Source organism: Lysobacter changpingensis (genome assembly GCF_017308985.1).
Classification (GTDB): Bacteria; Pseudomonadota; Gammaproteobacteria; order Xanthomonadales; family Xanthomonadaceae; genus Lysobacter_J; species Lysobacter_J changpingensis.
Window position 1 is genome coordinate 167,890 of the sequence record NZ_JADWPE010000003.1, and the last position, 18,871, is coordinate 186,760.

Sequence of the window (18,871 nt, forward strand, 5' to 3'; positions counted from 1 at the left end):
CCACCCTTCCCTACCCCCGATAAACAGGCCTAATCCGGAACGTGAGTCGACGTGGGTTGGCGATGTGAGCGGGATACATCCCCGCTCATGCAGGTTCGAAGACTGCACTACCAGCGCACCCTCACGCCGAGGTTGGCCTCGCGCTGCTCGTAATCCGATCCGTCCAGCTCCGTACCCACGGACAGCACGCCGAACAGGCTCACGCGCTCGCTGACCGTCGCCTCCACGCCCACATCCAGCGTGGCCGAAGCACCCAAGTCGTGGTTCGGGAACGCCTGGGTGCTGGTGACCACGCCTGGGGTCATCAGGCTGACACTGGTGTCGCTCGCGCCTGTCGACTTCTGCACGCTCAGGGTCGCCCACGGCCGGATCACGGCACCGTCATCACGAAGGATCTCCTTCTCCACCCGCAGCGCGGCGCGTGCAGTGCCGACCAGTTCGTCGTCGAACGTGACCTGCTTGCCCGACTCGTCTATCAGGTCACCCCAACTCACCGCGGTGGCCGCCAGTTGCAATTGCGGTTCCAGCGACCAGCCGTCGTCCAGGCGGTACTCCCGTCCGACCCGGGTGCTGAAGGTCAGGGCATTGCCGGCGAGGCTCTCGAGGAAGCCATCGGGGGTGGATACATCGGCATCGGTGACCTGGCCGGTCAGGACCAGATTGACGTAGCGGCCGGTGTCCCAGGTGTGGCTCATGTACATGCCGCCGATCACGGTATCGGTTCCGACCTTGGCCGGCCCGGAACCGGGCAGCCCGGTGGAGTTGGCGCCGGTGGTCCAGTAGTTGCCGTGGCGATAGGCCAGGTAAAGGCCGCCACGCAGGGTCCGGTTCCCGCGATCGAAGGCGCTGTCGACGCCGACATAGAGTCCGACGTCGTCGCCGGATACCTCAAAGCCCGGGTCAGCCCCCAGCTCCAGTTCGCTACCCGTGGCCGCGACCCAGAAACCGCGGCAGTCGTCGATCACCCCCGTCCCCGCCCGTTCGACCGGCCACTCGGGGGTGGTACCGCACAGCGGTAACTCGCGGCCGCGGACGCCGGCCAGCCGTTGGTGGATCAGGTTGTCGCTGTTCTGCACGGCCAGCAGCCCGAAGCTCTGCAGCACGCCGTATGCGGGCACTTCCGGCAGTACGCCGGCCTCGGCGCTCAGGTACCAGTTGTGGTCCGCCTGCTGCCCGAAGCTCCAGGGCAGGATGCTGCCGTGCAGCCGGATCACCTCGTCGGCCGCGGTGAAGCCGCCGGCCGTCGCCGCGCTGTCATTCGGGCTGGACACGACCAGGATCGAGACCTCGCCGCCGCCGGTGAAGTCGCTGCCGTCGCCGGCAAACGCCACCCGCGTGGTGCCGGTCACGTCGCCATCGATGTCGAGCCCGCCGGCGCTCAAGGTGCCGGGCGAAACCGTGACCTGCAGCAGGCCGTTCCTGCCGATGTAGTCGCCGCCGATCGCCAGACGGTTCGCGCCGGCATCGATCAGGCCGGCGTTCTCGACGCTGCCGGTGATCGCCGCTCCGGCGTTAGCGAACACCTGCGAGGTCGGGTCAATCGCCAGCAGGCCGCCGGCAAGGTCGAGCGGACTGGCCAGTGTCAGCGAACTGCCGTCCAGCAGCTCCACGCGCTCCCAGGCGGTCAGCGTGGGCACCGTCTCGTCGCTCAGGGTCAGGCCGCTAAAGCCGAGCCGGTCGGTGCCACTGCCGCCGTCCAGCGCGGTGACGCCGCTCGGATCGCCGCCGATGAAGTCGACCTGATCGTTGCCGTCGCCGAAGGCGAACGCGCCGCGCACGGTGCCCATCGAAGTGAAGCGGTCGTCGCCGGCGGTGCCGATGTAACGGCCGAGGACATCGAGTGTCGCGCCACTGGCCACGGTCGTGTTCTGCGCCGCGACACTGCCGCCCGCGGTCACGTCCAGCGTGCCGCCGAGCACGTTGACGGTGGTGAAGTCGGAACTCATCGGACCGTTGACGTTGAGCTCGCCCGCGCCGGTCTTGCTCAGCGTCTCGAAGTCCTGCACCGCGCCCAGGTCGGCGACGGTGCCGATGTCGGCGTTGAAGGTGTCGTTGCCCGTGCCCGCAACCACCGTGCCGATGATCGCGGTGTCGTCGTGGATCGTCAGCGTATCGTCGCCGGCGCCAAGCACGAACGTGCCACCGGCGGTATCGAGCGTGCCGCTCACGTCGAGCACGTCATTGCCGTCGCCCAGGTCACCGGTCGCCAGCAGGGTGCCGCCCTCGCCCACCCTCACGGTGTTGGTGCCGGCACTGCCGGTGATCACCGCCGCTGTGCTGCCGCCCGCGTCCAGCGTGCCGTCGATCTTGAGTACGGTGACGTCGGCCACCGCCACGGTCGGCGTTTCCAGTCGCCCGGCCACGCTCAGGGTGCCGCCGTTGAGCGTGGTGCCGCCGGTGAAGCTCTGCGCCCCAACCAGCGTCGCCTCGCCGGTGTTGTCCTTCTGCAGGTGCTCGAAGTTGATCGTGTTGGCTGCATCGAAGCTCAGCGCGTTGGCGTTGTTGAGGATGACCGTATCGCTGGCGGTCGGGTCATTGCCGTCGATCACGGTCGCCAGCACCGCACCGTCGTTGAGGATCAGGGTGTCGTCGCCGGTGCACAGGTCGATCGTGCCGCTGCCCGACACGGTGCCGGACACGGTCATCATGTCGGCACCGGCGCCGCAGCCATAGCGGCCTTCGACGTTGAGGGTCGCACCGGCACCGACCACGGTGTTCAACGGGCCGCCGGCGATCGCGACTACGCTGCCGGCCGGTCCGATGTCCAGGGTGCCGCCGAGTACCTGCACCTCCTGCAGGTCGGTCGCACTCGGACCGTTGATGTTGAGCGTGCCGGTGCCGGTCTTGGTCACGCCTTCGAAGTTCCCCAGCGCGCCGATATCGGCGATGAGGTTGATGTCGTAGGTGCGCGTGTCGAGGCCGGCGCCGCCGTCGACGGTGCCGAGCACCACGGTGCCGTCGTGCACGACGAAGTTGTCGTCGCCGTCGCCCAAGGTGAAGGCGCCGCCGCCCAGGTCGAGGGTGCCCGCCACGTCCAGGAGATCCGCATCCGCCGTGCCGGAGAAGCTGCCGTCGACAGCGAGCGTCGCGCCGGCAGCCACGGTGGTGTTCCGGGCAACGACGCTGCCGCCCGCAGTCACGTCCAGCATGCCTTCCAGGACGTTCACTTCGACGAAATCCGACTGCCCGGGCCCGTTGATGTTGAGCACGCCGATGCCGGTCTTGGTCAGGATCTCGAAGTTGTTCAGTGCGCCGAGGTCGGCGCTGGTGTCGATGTCGGGATTGAAGGTATCCAGCCCTGCGCCGCCGTCCACGGTGCCCAGCACCACGGTGCCGTCGTGGATGGTGAAGGCGTCGTCGCCATCGCCCAGTGCGAACACACCGCCGTCGGTGTCGAGCGTGCCGGCCACGTCCAGCACGTCGCTGCCCGCGCCCAGATCGCCGTTGGCCAGGAGCATGCCGCCCACGCCCACTGCGACCGTGTTGTCGCCGGCGCTGCCGCTGATCGAGGCGGCGGTGCCGGCACCGCCATCGACCGCACCGTCCACGTTCAGCGTGGCGCCGTCGGCCAGCGTGACACTCGGCGTCTGCAGCGCACCGTCCACGTCCAGCGTGCCGCCGGTGATCGCCGTGCCGCCGATGAAGCTCTGGCTGCTGGTCAGGGTGCCGGTGCCGGTGTTGTCCTTGCGCAGCCGCTCGAAGTCGGCCGTGTTGCCGGCGTCCAACGTGAGCGCACTGGCGCTGTCGAGCACCAGCGTGTCGCCGCTGCCCTGTCCGCCACTAATGGCGTTCGCCAGCACCACCCCGTCCTGCAGGGTCAGCGTGTCGTCGCCGTCGCACAGGTCGATCGTGCCGCTACCCGCCACCGTGCCGGCCACGGTCATCGTGTCGTTGGCGGCGCCGCAGCCGTAGCTGCCGTCGACGTTCAGCGTGGCGCCGCTCGTCACGGTGGTGGTCAATGTGTTGCCGGGCGCGGGCACGACTACGCCGGCCGCGGTCACGTCGAGGACACCCTCGCGCACTTCAACCGCGATGAAGTCCGAGCTCATCGGCCCGTTGATGTTCAACTCGCCGCTGCCGGTCTTGCGCAGGATCTGGAAGCCCTGCACCGCGCCCAGATCGGCAACGGTGTCGATATGGGTGTTGAAGGTGTTGGTGCCCGCCCCCGCCGACACGGTGCCGACGATGTTCGTGCTCTCGTGGATGGTCAGGGTGTCGTCGCCGTCGCCGAGCGCGAGCACGCCGCCGTCGGTGTCGAGCGTGCCGGCCACATCCAGCACGTCGTTGCCGTCGCCCAGGTCGCCGGCCGCCAGCAGCGTGCCGCCAGCACCGATGCTCACGGTGTTGGCGCCAGCATCGCCGGCGATGCTGGTCGCGGTGCCGCCGGCGTCCAGCAAGCCGTCCACGTTGAGCGTGGTGCCGCTGGCGAGGGCGACGGTCGGCGTCGCCAGCGTGCCGTCCACGTCCAGCGTGCCGCCGGTGATCGTGGTGCCGCCGGTGAAGGCTTGCGTGCCGGTGAGGGTCGCCGTGCCCGCGTTGTCCTTTCGCAGCAGTTCGAAGCCGGACGTGTTGCCGGCGTCGAACGTCAGCGCGGCGGCGCTGTCGAGCACAATCGTATCGCCAGTGCCGAGGCCGCCGCTGATAACGTTGCTGAGCACTACCCCGTCCTGCAGCGCCAGCACGTCGGCGCCATCGCACAGGTCGATGGTGCCGCTGCCCGACACGGTGCCGGCCACGGTCATCGTGTCGTCGTCGGCACCGCAGCCGTAGCTGCCGTCGACGTTAAGCGTGGCGCCGCTCGTCACGGTGGTGGTCAATGTGTTGCCGGGCGCGGGAATGACTTCGCCGGCCCCGGTCACGTCGAGAACACCCTCGAGCACTTCGACCGCGAGGAAGTCCGAGCTCAGCGGCCCGTTGATGTTCAACTCGCCGCTGCCGGTCTTGCTCAGCGTCTCGAAGCCCTGCACCGCGCCCAGGTCGGCGACGGTGTCGATATGGGTGTCGAAGGTGTCGTTGCCGGCGCCCGCCGAAACGGTGCCGACGATGTTCGTGCTCTCGTGGATGGTCAGGGTGTCGTCGCCGTCCCCGAGCGCGAGCACGCCGCCGGCGGTGTCGAGCGTGCCGGCCACATCCAGTACGTCGTTGCCCGTGCCCAGATTGCCGTTGGCCAGCAGCGTGCCGCCCTGCCCTATCGCGACAGTGTTGTCGCCGGCGCTGCCAGTGATCACCGCTGCGGTGCCGGCGCCGCCTGCGACCGTGCCGTCCACGTTCAGTGCGGCGCTGTCGGCCAGATCGATGGTTGGCGTCTGCAGCGTGCCATCGACGTCCAGCGTGCCGCCGTCGATCGTCGTGCCGCCGATGAAGCTCTGGCTGCCGGTCATGCTGGCGGTGCCGGTGTTCTGCTTAAGCAGCGTTTCGAAGCCGGCGGCCTGGCCGCCGTCGAAGGTGAGCGCCAAGGCGTTGTCCAACACCAGTTGGTCGTTGCTGCCAATGCCTGCGTCGACGCCCGTGCCGGCGATTTCGGCACCGTCCTGAAGGATGAAGGTGTCGTCGCCATCACCCAAGGCCAGGGTTCCGGTATCGGTGTTCAGAAGCCCGGCCAGTGTGACCGCGTCGGCGCCGCCGCCCAGGTCGCCGTCGGCATGCAGGGCGCCGCCGCTGTTGACGTTGACTGTGTTGGTGCCGGCGCTGCCGGTGAGCGTGGCGATGCCGTCGCCGCTGGCAATGGACCCGTCGACGTTCAGGATGGTGTCGTCTGCCAAGGCCACCGTGGACGTGTCCAGCGTGCCGTCCACATCGAGGGTGCCACCGTCGAGGTGGGTGCCGGCGCTGTAGAGATGCTCACCGGTCAGGGTTAGCGTGCCGGTGTTCTGCTTGGTCAGAATGTCGAAGGTGTCGATGGCGCCGCCGTCCAGGGTGTAGCCGAGGACGGTGTTGACCACCAGCGTGTCGGTGCCGCCACCGGAGGCGTTCACGCCGCTCCCCAACATCTGTGCGCCGTCGTTGAGCACCAGGGTGTCGTCGCCGTCGCCTAGGCTCAGCGTGCCGGTACCCGTGTCCAGGGTACCGGTAAGGTCGATCGTGTCGTTGCCGTCGCCCAGGTCGCCGCTGGCCAGCAGCGTACCGCCGGTGTTGACGGTAACCGTCTGGTTGCCGATGTCGCCGGCGAGCGCGGTGGGCGCCGGGCCGTCCGCCTGCACCGTGCCGTTCACGGTCAGGGCGGAGGTGCCGGTCATCCCGACGGTGGACGTCTCCAGCCCGCCGTCCACCTGCAAGGTGCCGGCGCTGAGGGTGGTCGCGCCGATGCTGTTGCCCGCCGAGGTCAGCACGCTGGTGCCGCTGCCGACCTGCGCCAGCGTGCCGGGACCGCTCAGGGTGCCGTCGAACGTGAACGTGTCGCTGCGATTCAACGACAGCGTCGATGTCGGCGAGTCCACGATCACGTCGCCGGCGCCGGCATTGCCGGTGGTGCCGCCGTTGCCGATCACCAGGTTGCCGTCGTTGATGACGGTATTGCCGGTGAAGGAGTTGTTGCCGGTGAGGATCCAGGTGCCACTGTCGTTCTTGGCCAGGGTGGTGGCGCCCGTGCCGTTGTCGCCGATCGCACCGCCGAAGATGTTGTCGCCGGTGTTGGTGCCGCCCACGGCCATGGTGCGGGCGGTGTTGGTGCCGGTCAGGGCCACCGCGCCGGTGTTGGTGAACTGCAGCGCGCCGGTGCCGGAGGACTCGAGGAAGGTAACCCCGGTATCCAGGGTGAACTGACGGTTGCTGCTGTCACCGGTGCCGGTGTAGCGCAGCGTCGAGCCGTTGCCGATCACCAGGTTGGCCGCCGCGCCGGACGAGGCGCCGATGGAACTGGCCACGCCGCCGTCGGCGAACTCGTCGACCTCGAGGATGCCGCCGTTGATACGGGTTACGCCGGTGTAGGTGCTGTTGGCGCTGGTCAGACGCCACAGGCCAGTGCCGGTCTTGGTGAGGGACGTGACGCCGGCGCCGCTATTGTCCAGTTGCGCGGCGAAGATGTTGGTGCCGGTGTCGGTGCCAGTGAGCGTCAGCGTGCGCGCGGTGGTGCCGGTCAGGGTGACGGGCCCGGTGAAGTCGAACGCGATGGCACCGCTGCCGGCGGATGCGATGGAAGCACTGCCCCCCAGGGTGAACTGACGGTCGGTACTGCCGCCGGTCCCGACATAGTTGAGGGTGCCGCCGTTGAGGACCAGATTGGCAGGATCGGACGTGGACGCGCCGATCGAACTGTTGACGCCACCGTTTGCCAGGCAATCTACCGACAGGAATCCGGCATTGACGGTTGTGGTACCGCTGTACGTGCTGTTGCAGCCAGCGAGCCTCTGGTTGCCGCCACCATTCTTGACCAGGTTGCCGGTGCCGGTGACAGCACCACTGTAGGACTGATTGCCGCCATCGAGAATGGTCAGCGTGGCGCTGCCCAGGTCGATATTGCCGCCGTTGGTGCCGCCGCCGATCAGCGAGGTCACCGCGGCATTGAAGCCACTGAGATCCAGCAGCACGCCGGCGGCATTGTTGAGCGTCATGTTGCCGCTGGGACCGAACGCATTGGTCGCTCCTGCACGCAGCACGCCGCCTTCGACCTGGGTATGGCCGGTGTAGGTATTGGTCCCTGACAGCACCAGGGTGCCGGCGTTACGCTTGATCAGCGTTCCCCCGCCGGTCACGGCCCCTCCGAACTCCAGAGTGGTGCCAGCATTGATGACATTGATGCCGCCGGCGGCGGTCAGTTGAAAGCCGCGATCGATGGAGACGCTGCCACCGGTGTACTCCAGCGAGCCGTTGTTGAACACCAGGTTGGTGGAAGCGGCATTGGAGGCACCGATGCCGCTGGCCAGGCCGCCGTCGGCCAGGCAGTCCACTCTAAGGTTGGCGCCTTGCAAGATGGTGGCACCCGTATAGGTGTTGTTGCAGCCGTTGAAGGTCTGGGTGCCGCCGTCGGTGCGCAAGATGCCGCCGGTGCCGCTGATGACGCCCGAGTAGTTGCCGTCGCCGCTGACAATGCGCAAGGTCGCCGAGCCCAGTGTGACGTTGCCGCCGTTGGCCCCACCACCATTTAGCGGGCCGATGGTGTTGTTGAAGTTGTTGAGGTCCAGTGCGACGCCAGCCGCATTGGCTAGCTCCATGGTCGCGAAAGAATTGCCGGGGGTGCCGAAAGCCTGGGTGGAACCGGCGCGCAGGGTGCCGGCATTGACCGTGTTGCCGCCGGTGTAGGTGTTGGTGCCGGAGAGCACCAGCGTGCCGGCACCGTTCTTTATCAACCGCCGGTTCCCGCCTGCCGCCTCTACCACCGTGCCGCTGATGGTCAGCGTGGTCGCCGCATTGCTCACGTCGACGGTGCCGATGCTGGTGTTCCCCCCCAGAGTGAAGCCGCGGTTGGTACTGGTGGTGGCGCCGGTGTACTGCAGGCCGCCGCCATCCAGCACCAGATTGGACGATGCCGCCGAGGACGCGCCAATGCCGCTGACCTGGCCGCCGTTGGCCAGCGTTACCACCGACAGCAGACCGCCGGCGACGGTGGTAACGCCCGTATAGTCGTTGGTGTCGTTGGCCAGGGTCAGCGTGCCCGCGCCGGACTTGGTGAGTCCCGCACCGTCCGGACTGGTGACCAGGCCGCTGAAAGTCAGGTTGGCACCGGCATTGGTGACCTCGACAGTGGCGCCGAGGATGTCGCCGGACTTGACGGTGGTGAAGCCGCGATCGCTGCTGGCGGTGCCGCCGGTATAGCGCAGGGTGCTGCCTTCCAGCACCAGGTTGGACGAATCTGCTGAGGAGGCGCCGATGCCGCTGGCCACGGCGCCGTTGCCGATGTTGCTCACCGACAGGGTCCCCTCCAGGACCTGGGTCGCTCCGGTATAGCTGTTATTGGCGTTGCCCAGGGTCACCAGTCCGGTGCCGGCCTTGGTGAAGCCCAGGTTGTTGCCGTTGTCTACGACCTGCGAGGCAATGGTGAAATTGCCGCTGCCGTTCTGCTGGATGGTCAGCGCATCGCCGATACCGCTGCCACCGGTGATCATGCCGTCGGTGATCTGCTGGTTGGTGCCCAGCACCGAGGGCGCAACGATGATGGGTGCATCCACGCCCAGGATCTCCCCCCCTTGCACGGTCACGGTGGTGGAGACCGGCTGGGTGTAGCGCAGGCCGCCCAATTGCACGCTGCCGTTCACCGTGCCGAAGAAGCCGTCGACATCGGTGATGACTTCGCCGCTCAGCCAGTTGGCCGCGTTGTCCTTGTCGGAGTAGTCGTCCTCGACGAACGCGAGGATGTTGCCACCCTCTACCTTGGCGTAGTCGGTGCCGTTGACCGTGGCCCAGGCCAGGAACATGTCCGCGTTGGTGGTGGTGATGTTGCCGCTGCCGGGCAGGTTGAAGTTCAGCAGCCCGCCGGTACGGGTGATCGTGCCCAGATTGACGGTCATGCTGCCGCCGCTGCCCGAGCTGGCGCCAATGGTGTTGTTGCCAGCGGTGATGTTCACGCCGTCGAACGTCTGGGTGCTGGCCTCGCCGGCGGCACCGATCACGTTCAGGGTGCCGCCGTTCATGTTCAGGGTGGAGGCGCTGGAGAGGATGTTGCCGGTAGGTCCGCCGGCGCCGCTGAAGTCTAGGTTCAGAGCGCCACCACCGATCGTGGTGTCGCCGGTGTAGGTGCTGGCGCCGGTCAGGGTCTGGGTGCCGGCCCCGAGCTTGGTCAGGCCGCCGATGCCGGAGATGCTGCCGGCATACGTGGCGCTCACGCCTTCGTCCATCTCCACGGTCAGCGTGGCGCTGCCCAGGTCGACGGTACCGCCGGTGCCGGTCAGTCGGGCGATGGTCTGGTCGAAGCTGCTCAGGCCGAGGGTGCCGAAGTTGACGACGAAGGTGTCCGAGGCACCGAAGGCGCCGGCCGTTCCTGCACGCAACACACCGCTGTCGACGATGGTCTGGCCCGTGTAGGTGTTGGCGCCGGTCAGTATCCAGATGCCGTCGCCGCCGCTGCGCAGGTTGCCGGCGCCGGAGATGACGCCGGTGATCACATTGTTGTTGCCGGTGAAGCTGCCGCCGAGGGTGGCGGTGTTGGTGATCGCCATGCTGCCGCTCAGCGTGAGCGCGCCGGTGCCGTCGTTGCTGAGGGTGCCGTTGCTGAGCGTCCAGTTGCGGTTGCTGCTGGCGACGGCGCCGGCATAGCTCAGGGTGCCGTTACCGCTGATGGTCGTGCCCGTTCCGGTACCCAGCGAGCTGGCGACACCGCTGTCGGCGATGGTGCCTGCCACTGCCTTGCCCGCGCCGCTGATGCTGGCGCCGCCGCTGAAGGTATTGGTGTCGCCCAGGGTGACCGTGCGTCCGGCATCCGCGACGAAAGTGACCGGGCGCCCGTTGTTGCTGCTGATCACGCCCAGCAATCCCAAATCGGCGGTTTGCGCGTGGAACTGCGCACCGTTGCCCGAGCCGCCGCCCAACGCGATATTGCCAGTCAGGGCCAGCGTGCCGGTGCCTGAGTTGCGGAACGTAATCGTGTTGCCCGGGCCGGCGCCGGGGTTGATGTTCCAGTTGCGATTGGAGCTGTCGCCATCGCCGACGTAGCTAAGGGAAGAAGCAACTTGAGACACGCCCGACAGCGTGATCGTGCCGTTGGCGGCAGTGGTCGGCGCCCCGAGCGAACTCGCTTCACCCAGGTTTCCAATCGAGGTGAAGAACTTGGTGCCGCCACCGACGAAACTGGTTGCGCCGGTATAGTTGTTGGCGTCGTTGCTGATACCGCCGCCGCCATTGAAGGTCAGGCCGCCGGCGCCGGTGAAGAAGGCACTGCCGACGCCCGCGCCTGCGATGGTGGACTGGCCCGGTCCCCCGAGGATGACGGTGCGGTTGGCCAAGTCGCCTCCGGTCGTTCCGGCGGTGAGTGAGGCGCCCGCGGCCAGGTTGATCGTGTTGCCTGCGGCGCCCAAGGCGGAATTACCGTTGACGCTCAGGCCGCCTGCGTTGATGTTGATAGCGCCGCTGAAAGTATTGGCACCGTTCAACGCCAACGTGCCCGTGCCGGTCTTGGTCAGGCCAGCATTGCCGGCGATGACCGAGTTGATGGTCTGGGTGACCGCGCCGTTGCCCGTATTGATGCTCGGCGTGGTGCCGGCCAGCGTCAGGGTGCTGCCGCTGAGCGTGTAACCGTTGCTCAGGAAAGTCAGGTTGTGCACGGTGATCGGCGTGCCCAGGGTCACCGTGCCGGCGGTGCCGCCAAAGAAGGCGTCATCCAGCGCGGCGTTGTTCCAGGCGCTGTAGGGGCCGCTGACGCCGTCGTTGTTGGGGCTCCAGAACGAACCGATCGTGTTCCAGGTGCCCGTGCCGCCCAGGCCGATGCCGGTGTTGTTGGGGTCCCACCACCGGTCCGCGGCCCACGTCGGCAGATGCACGTTCAACAGCGCAAGCGCAATGCTCACGCGAAGCCGCCAGCGCCCCCTTGATCCGGCGTCGTTGACTCCTTCCATCGAGGGCCCTGAGCAATCAACGCTGGCATCCACGCCCCTGCCCTTGCCGCACCGCGTGGCCAGTTCCGAGGCGACGACCCACGCACCCAATGCCCTGGACCAGATGATGCGGAATACGCGATTCATGACGCCTCCTTGGCTCGTTACGCACACGTGGGCATACGATGACCGGACAGGGATGCCGCCTTTTGCGCCGCGAGAAGCCGGAGGCCGGGGACTGACATCAGCTAGTCGGCGATCAGGAACCTCGACGCCTCTGCGTTATCGGTACAGCGCGCCACACCGATCAAGCCGAGCCATCCGCATGCGGCGGTCTGCATTGCTCACGCTGAGCATCCCGTCCACCACTCACTTCACCGTGTACCCACGTCCCTGCATGCAGGCCCCGTAGGCCCGGTAATAGGTGTCCATCGTCTGCGCTTGCGCCGCTTGCGCCTGCTGGGCTTGGGCCGCATGGTTGCGGCGGGCACGCGCACCACCGGCCAGCACACCGGCGGTCGCGCCGATTCCCGCGCCTTTGCTCGAATCGCCGTTGGCGATCTCTCCGATGACCGCACCGCCCGCAGCGCCTCTCAACGCGCCGGCCATCCGTTCGCCGTGCGGGCCTGTCTGCGGCGGCGGCGGCGTCGCGGAAGCAGCCGCCGGGTCGATGCCCGTGGTCTGCTTGGACCAAGCCAGGCACTGTGCGTCGTCGTTGGCCTGCTGTGTCGCATCCTGGTTCTTCGCCGGATACGCGACGGGCTTCTGCGCCCAGGCGAACGTGCTCACTGCTGCCAGGAACGCAAACGCGAGACATGAAGCGGTACGCATTCCACACCTCCTGATCGGAACATCCACAAGGGTTCCCTCGCCGCGCCAGCTTCGGTCAGAACACGAATCCGAAGCCGACCACCGGCCCGTTCAACGTGATGTCGGTGCTGCTGTTTCCGGTTTCCACTTCGACCGACAGGTAGCGGTAGCCGAACAGCCATGCGCCGTGCTTCACGCGGTATTGCGCGAAGGCGCTGGCATTCCACGTCCCTTCGGTGTCGCCGAAGGAACCGTCGCCGCGCAACGTCAGCCCCCACCGGTCCGACAAGGCCCACGTGTAGCGCGCGCCGAGCATGAAGTCGCTGTAGGACTTGTCGATGTTGCGCTCCGACGGCACGAATACGGGATTTACCGGATCGAACCGGACCTTCAGGTCCACGTCGACGTAACGCAGGCCGCCGAAGACGTCGAGTCCGCGGTAGCGCCCTTCGCCCGGACTCCACACGGCAGCCAGTTCGAACAGTTGCGAATCCAGGTCGGACTGGGTCCGGATGCGCGTGAAATCCTTGTCGTCCTCGAGCCCTAGGAAGATGTAGTCGGCGAATATGCCGAACCGTTCGCCCTGGCCTTCGGCGTGAACCTGGAAGGCGCCGTCGATCTTGTCGACGATGTCCGAGAACGAGGTGTCGGTTTCCGCCGGCGGCTGGCCGGTGCGCAGGTCCGTGCCGATGCTGGCCGCCCACAGGTACGGCGCGACCATCCATTCCCATTCCTCGTCCTGCGCGGCCCGTGAAGGAAAGGAAGCGCACAGGATGCAAAGCGCGGCGACCGCGGCCGCCGGATGTTTCGATAGCCTGCTCATCAGTCGATCTCCTCACGGTCGGGGCCGGGCGCGGTCGCCGCGCCCGTGGTCCGGTCGGTCCTTGCCCGGTGGCGGACCAGGAAATAGCCGGTTGTCAGCGCCAGGATCAGTGCCGCGACGCCGAGCAGGGTCACGCCGTTGGCGGATTTCAGGTCGATGTCCACGATGTGCCTGGCGACCGCGATCACCGCCACGACCATCACGATCTCAAGGCGCACCCGGTGCCCGTGGAGGTACGCGCGCACCGTTTCGATCAGTTCCAGGCCGATCAGTATCAGCAGGATGCCGGCGAATCCCTGCTGCATCGCCGCGTGCAGCTGGCCCACCGAACCGATCGCCATCAGGTGGGCCTGGATACCCCTCACCAGCAGATAGATCAGCTCGAGCAAGCCCAGCACAATCAGCGCCATCAGGAGCATTTGCACGCCCGACAGCGCGATCTTCTCGAAGACGCGGGTGAAACGTTCGCGTGGCCACAGGTCGTTCATGCCGTCGGTTCCAGGCCAGTCATTCGGGAAAGAGACGGCGTTCGTACACCGTCTCCGGTCCGCGGAACGTCTACTTCAGGTACTGCACGTTGAGGCGGTCGATCTTGCCGTTGAACGCGAACGGCTTGCGGTCGAAATACGCCAGCGAAACCGGCGAGTAGCTGTCGCGACCCACGTCGAAGGCGTCGTTGGCGGTGAACGTGAGCGGCGCCGAACGCGGCACCCTGCCCTTGGCCACTTCCTTGCCATCGATACGGACGACGACATCAAGCGGCCCTGCGTGCTCCGTGCCGGCCTTGCGCGTCTCGACCTCGATCTTCACCTTGCCGCTTGGCAGTGGGGCGGACGACGCCAGCTGCGTGCGCTCGATCTCGAACAGGTTGTACTCGTAGGTCAACATGCCCTTATCCACCCACAGCGCGACGCCACCCGAAAACGCACCCAGTGCGTAAAGCACGCCTTGCGAGTCCGGCCCGAGTTCAGTCTCGATGGTGACCAGGTTGCTGCGCGCGCCGACCTTCGGCGCGGTGAACTCGGGCACCCCGATGACGTCCTGGGTGAAGGCGAATTCGGTGGCAGGGTTGGACGGCGCATCCTCCGGATGGAACACCGCCGACCACAGGCCGCCGCCGACCGGCCACACCTTGTTGGCCTGCGCGTCGCTGTCGAATGCGCGCTTCAGTTCGGCGACCTTGTCAGGATGCTTCGCCGCCACGTCCTTTGCCTGCGAGTAATCGGTGCGCAGGTCGTGCAGTTCCCAGGTGTCGTTGCTCGGCGACCACGTCATGATCGCCGGGTCCACCCCGGCCTTCCACGGGATGCGGGGCCCAAACACGGACGCGATCCAGTCGTCCTGGTAGTACGCGCGGCTGCCCATGATTTCGAAGTACTGGCCCTTCTTTCGCCCCGGCGCCTTCGGCGCGTTGAACGTGTAGGCCATGCTGATGCCGTCCAGCGGGTCCTGGCTGATGCCATCGACCTGTTTGGGCGGCGTGATGTCGAGGACGTCGTAGATCGTCGGCACGATGTCGTTGACGTGGTGGAATTGCGAGCGCGGTGTCCTGTCGGGCTTGATCGTGCCCGGCCAGGACACCACCAGCGGGGTGCGTGTGCCGCCGAAGTGCGCGGCGACAAGCTTGGTGGAGCGATGCGGCGTGGAGCCCGCCCAGGCCCAGCCGGCGTGGTACATGTTGTCGGCCTTGGGCGAACCGAGCACGTCCAGACCGCCCAGCTCGTTCATGGCGGCGATGTGGTCCTTGATCTCGGTGCGGATGCCGTTCTGCGCGAGCAGCTCGCTGAGCGAGCCGTTCTGTCCTTCCGCGCTGGAACCGTTGTCGCCCCACACGTAGAAGATCAGCGTGTTGTCGCGCACGCCCATCTCGTCCAGCGCATCGAGGATGCGACCGGCCTGGTGGTCGGCATGCTCGGTGTAGCCGGCGAACACCTCCATGAGGCGGCGCTGGAATGGTTTCTCGTCCTCGGGAATGTCGGCCCATGCAGCGAGGGAGTCCGGGCGCGGCGTCAGCTCAGTGTCCTTCGGGATCCAGCCGAGCTTCTTCTGCCGGGCGAAGACCTCCTCGCGCATCTCGTCCCAGCCACCGTCAAACTTGCCCTTGTAGCGATCGGCCCACGACTTGAAGATGTGGTGCGGACCGTGCGCGGCACCGGGCGCCCAGTACACGAAGAAGGGCCGATCCGGCGTGAGCGCGTGGACCTGCTTCATCCACGACACGGTCTTGTCGGTCATGTCCTCGGTGAAGTGGTAGTTCTCCTTACCGTGGGACGGGTCGATGCGGACGGTGTTCTCGACGATGGCCGGCTCCCATTGCGACGATTCGCCGGCGAGGAAGCCATAGAAGTAGTCGAAGCCGATGCCCTCGCCCGCCGGCCAGTCGGCGTAGGGGCCGACCGCAGTGGTTTCGTTCGCGGGCGTGTTGTGCCACTTGCCGAAGGCCGCCGTGGCATAACCGTAGTAGCCGAGCACCTTCGCGGCGGTGGCCGAGGTGCGCGGAATCCGGCCGGAGTAACCGTCCCAGTCGTTGGCGAGTTCGGCGATCTGCCCGTTGCCGACGCGATGGTGGTTGCGACCGGTGAGCAACGCGGCGCGCGTGGGCGAGCACATCGCGGCATTGTGGAAACGGTTGTAGGAAACGCCCTGCTTTGACAGGCGGGTCAGGGTCGGCGTGTGGATTACACCACCGAAGGTCTCGGGCAGCGCGGGTCCGACGTCATCGAGCATGATCACGACGATATTGGGCGCATTGGCCGGCAGATGCGGCTTGGCCTGCAACGGCGTGTACGTCGACTCGGCGATGGTCGGACCGGCCTTGCTGCCCGAAGGTTTCGGCGGGAAAGGCAACGACTCCTGGGCGAATGCGGGCGCCGACAGCAACAGCGCGCCGATCGTGATGGCCAGACTGCGAACCTTCAAGCGCTTGCTGGGAGCCTTCATGTGATCCTCCTGTCCGGATGACGGATCCAGACCGGGCATGCCCGGTCACGTTTCGATGGCTACGGCGTGGTGTTGCGGCGCGCTCGGCCCGCCAATCGGCGGAGGGCGCCGGCAGCGAAGCAGGCATCTGCGGCGGAATCGTCATCACGCGTAGGCAGCCGGCCTGTTCGCGCCTGCGGCTTCCCATGTGCCGTCCTGGCTCGAATGCCGGGCCGTGCATGACTCGTCCGTACGTCTCTCACACGCGTATCCTTACCGTGCAGGCCGCGTCGAAGACCTGTTAAATAGCCTCCAGATACGTCAAGGCTTCGTGAATGCATGTGACGTAGCGCGCACGGGCGCGGCGGCAGACCGCTCCGATCCCGTGGGGCCGAGCCGATAGCAAGTCGTGAAGACAACCACTGTTCGTCTAGCACATGGGCGCCCTCATTCGAACGATGTCAGGTCGCGCGGCGTGATGCCGGCACGCTCGCAATACGCCAGATAGCGCTGGAGTCCGCTCTTCCAGTTCTCGACGGCCAGCACTCGCTCGGAGTCGTCAAAGAAAATCACGTCCCCGACGACGATGTTTAGCGCTACCACGCGCCCTCCCCGGCTGACCGCTTCGGGTGTGTGGCTGGAGGCGGCGGTCTCGAAGACAATGCTCCCGGGGCAAACGATCCAGTCGTGCTCCCTATACTTCCAGCGGCCTTCGATGGTGTAGACGATGACCGTTCCCGAATGCCGATGGCGCGGCAGCGCGGTCCCCGCCGCAACCTTGATCAGCACGATCATCTCGCCTCGGATTGGATCCAGTCGAAAGTACTTCAGCAGGACATTGTCGGCGTAGGGAGAAAACGGCACCCACGGCAGGGCCTCATCGTCGACGAGCGAGGTCCGGACGTGTTCGTAATACATGGCGCCTCCCGTGACTGCTTCACCAAGCGGTACCGGCCGTGCAGTACCGAATCAAACTAACCCTCGTCCCGTGTCCGACGCCTAGTAATCGCTCAGCACTTCCCCACCGGTCGCGATCGAGAGATGCGTGGATTTCCGCCTGGATTCGTGCTCTCTTGCCAGATGAGTGATGACGGCGTTCATGCCTGCATCGCTCCCGATAGCGATGTCATGGACGGGCTCGCCGTCCTGGTGCACAGTTCTCAGCCACTGAGGTGCCCTGTCGCCGTGCACGGCGGTCGCAGCGGCCAATGCTGTCCGGTAGCGCGCATCCCGCAGCGCGCCCTGGTGGAACTCCTCGAACACTTCAAGGAAGTCCCGACCCCGTGCGAGTTGCAGTCCCGGAAGCTGCGGCGTTAACGTGAAGTCGAAGCGCTCGATCGCGGCGATGAGCAGTTGCGCGGTATCACGGTCTAGGCTGTGCTCCCCGTGGGTGGCCGATTCTCGGATGAGCTCCATGGCACGCCGTTGGCACGCGAGATACAGTCGATGCAGCGAGCTCTTGCTGTGCGGGTTGGACATCTCTTGTTGCAGGCTCGTGCTCATCCCTGGATTCCTGAAGGCCAACCATGCGCCGACGACACCTGGCATCCACGGCGGGGTTTCACCGCCGACGACCGAGGACCGGACGTGCTTCTGAGACATGGCACCTCCTATAGCGAGCGCGACATCGGCCGTCTTAGAATCGGCGGCGATGGACAGCACGTCGGTCCCGTCCCGCAGAGCCGGATGGGTCCTGGCATGCTTATCGTCAACGGAGAGGCGGGCGTGCGCGATGTCTCGGGCGGCCATCTTGCTGTCACTTCTCGCCACAGCACCAGTTCGAGCTCTCTATCGGGAGAACATCGATGAGCATCGTGCGCAGGGTTCCGGTCCGTTACCTCGTCCTGCTGCGGGATTGGCTCGCCACGCAGGACATCGATACCTCCGCCCTCCTTCGCATGGCCGGCATCGACGCAGCCAAGTTCGATCAGCGGGATGCCACGCTAGAACCGCTCGAGATGGAGTCGTTCATCGCCAGCGCACGGCGCCTGACCGGCCGCAGCGATCTCGGCTTCGAGATGGGCCGTCTGATCAAGATGACGTCGCACGACCTGCTGGGCTTCGGCATGCTCAGCTGCCGCACTATCGACGAGGTGATGCGGCTAGTCGTACGCCACTACCATCTGATGACGGAGACCTTCACCTTGCGCTACCAGCGTGAGCCCTCCGGCTGCGGCGTGGCGATCTATACGCCTGCGATGGCGATGCCGCTGGAGATGTTGCGTTTCTATGTGGAGGCGCTGGCGATCGCACACGACAACCAGATAAGGCTGATGCTTGCGGGAGCCGGCGGTAGCTGCGAGGTGTACATCGCGATGCCTTCCCCGCCGCACATCGCGCGTTATCATCGGCTGGCACCGACGCGCTTCCATTTCGACGAGGGATCGCTACCGGGCGTTCGCGTCGTGATGGCGGCAGAGGTGATGGACCATGCTTTGCCGCTTGCAGACGCACGCGTCGTCGAGGATGTCGATCGCCGCTGCTACGCGTTGGGCCAACGCCCGCCGAGTACCAGCCAGGACTGGGTGGAGTACCTGCGCATGGTGCTTCGCCAGTCCGAAGGGGAGGCTCCGACGCTTGAGAACATCGCCCACCTCAATCACGTTTCGGCCCGCACGATCGACCGCTATCTGAGGCGCGAGAACATGACCTTCCGCGAACTGTCTCACGAGGTCCGATTGGAGCGCGCCTGCCGGCTGCTGGAGGATCCTGCGCAGACCGTCGCCCAGATTGCGTTGCGGCTTGGCTTCAGCGATTCGGCGAACTTCAGCCGAGCATTCAAGCGCGCGATCGGCATGTCGCCAAGCGAACACCGGCAACGCGGCCGCTCCCCGTCCGGCATCGTGGAGTAGACGGT

The 18,871-nt window shown here is 66.5% G+C and carries 8 protein-coding genes; 1 reads left to right on the top strand and 7 read right to left on the bottom strand.

The features are described from left to right. Positions 1–107: 107 nt before the first annotated feature. The 7 genes from I4U41_RS18510 to I4U41_RS07735 all read right to left on the bottom strand — a co-directional run bounded on the left by I4U41_RS18510 (position 108) and on the right by I4U41_RS07735 (position 17,517). Complete coding sequence (locus I4U41_RS18510; RefSeq protein WP_206860571.1) at positions 108–11,609, bottom strand: autotransporter-associated beta strand repeat-containing protein; 11,502 nt, start codon at positions 11,607–11,609, stop codon at positions 108–110. A gap of 222 nt (positions 11,610–11,831) precedes the next feature. Then, positions 11,832–12,293, bottom strand: a complete 462-nt coding sequence (locus I4U41_RS07710) for a YMGG-like glycine zipper-containing protein (RefSeq protein ID WP_206860572.1) — start codon at positions 12,291–12,293, stop codon at positions 11,832–11,834. Between the two features lie 55 nt (positions 12,294–12,348). After that, a complete protein-coding gene (locus tag I4U41_RS07715; RefSeq protein ID WP_206860573.1) occupies positions 12,349–13,095 on the bottom strand; it encodes a hypothetical protein in 747 nt (248 codons plus the stop codon). Beyond that, positions 13,095–13,583, bottom strand: a complete 489-nt coding sequence (locus tag I4U41_RS07720) for a phosphate-starvation-inducible PsiE family protein (RefSeq protein WP_206860574.1) — start codon at positions 13,581–13,583, stop codon at positions 13,095–13,097. Before I4U41_RS07720 ends, I4U41_RS07715 begins: the two co-directional genes overlap by 1 nt. A gap of 70 nt (positions 13,584–13,653) precedes the next feature. Next, on the bottom strand, positions 13,654–16,035 hold the full coding sequence (locus I4U41_RS07725; protein WP_206860575.1) for an arylsulfatase: 2,382 nt from the start codon (positions 16,033–16,035) through the stop codon (positions 13,654–13,656). 426 nt (positions 16,036–16,461) lie between these two features. Next, entirely contained in the window at positions 16,462–16,932 is a 471-nt protein-coding gene (locus tag I4U41_RS07730; protein WP_206860576.1) for a 2,4'-dihydroxyacetophenone dioxygenase family protein, read from the bottom strand. Positions 16,933–17,013: 81 nt separating this feature from the next. Continuing rightward, positions 17,014–17,517: a hypothetical protein gene (locus I4U41_RS07735; protein WP_206860577.1), complete on the bottom strand. Its 504-nt coding sequence runs from the start codon at positions 17,515–17,517 to the stop codon at positions 17,014–17,016. 302 nt (positions 17,518–17,819) lie between these two features. Between I4U41_RS07735 and I4U41_RS07740 the strand changes: the two genes are divergently transcribed. Then, positions 17,820–18,866, top strand: coding sequence for a helix-turn-helix transcriptional regulator (locus I4U41_RS07740; protein WP_206860578.1), 1,047 nt, complete (start codon positions 17,820–17,822; stop codon positions 18,864–18,866). The last annotated feature ends 5 nt before the right edge of the window (positions 18,867–18,871 follow it).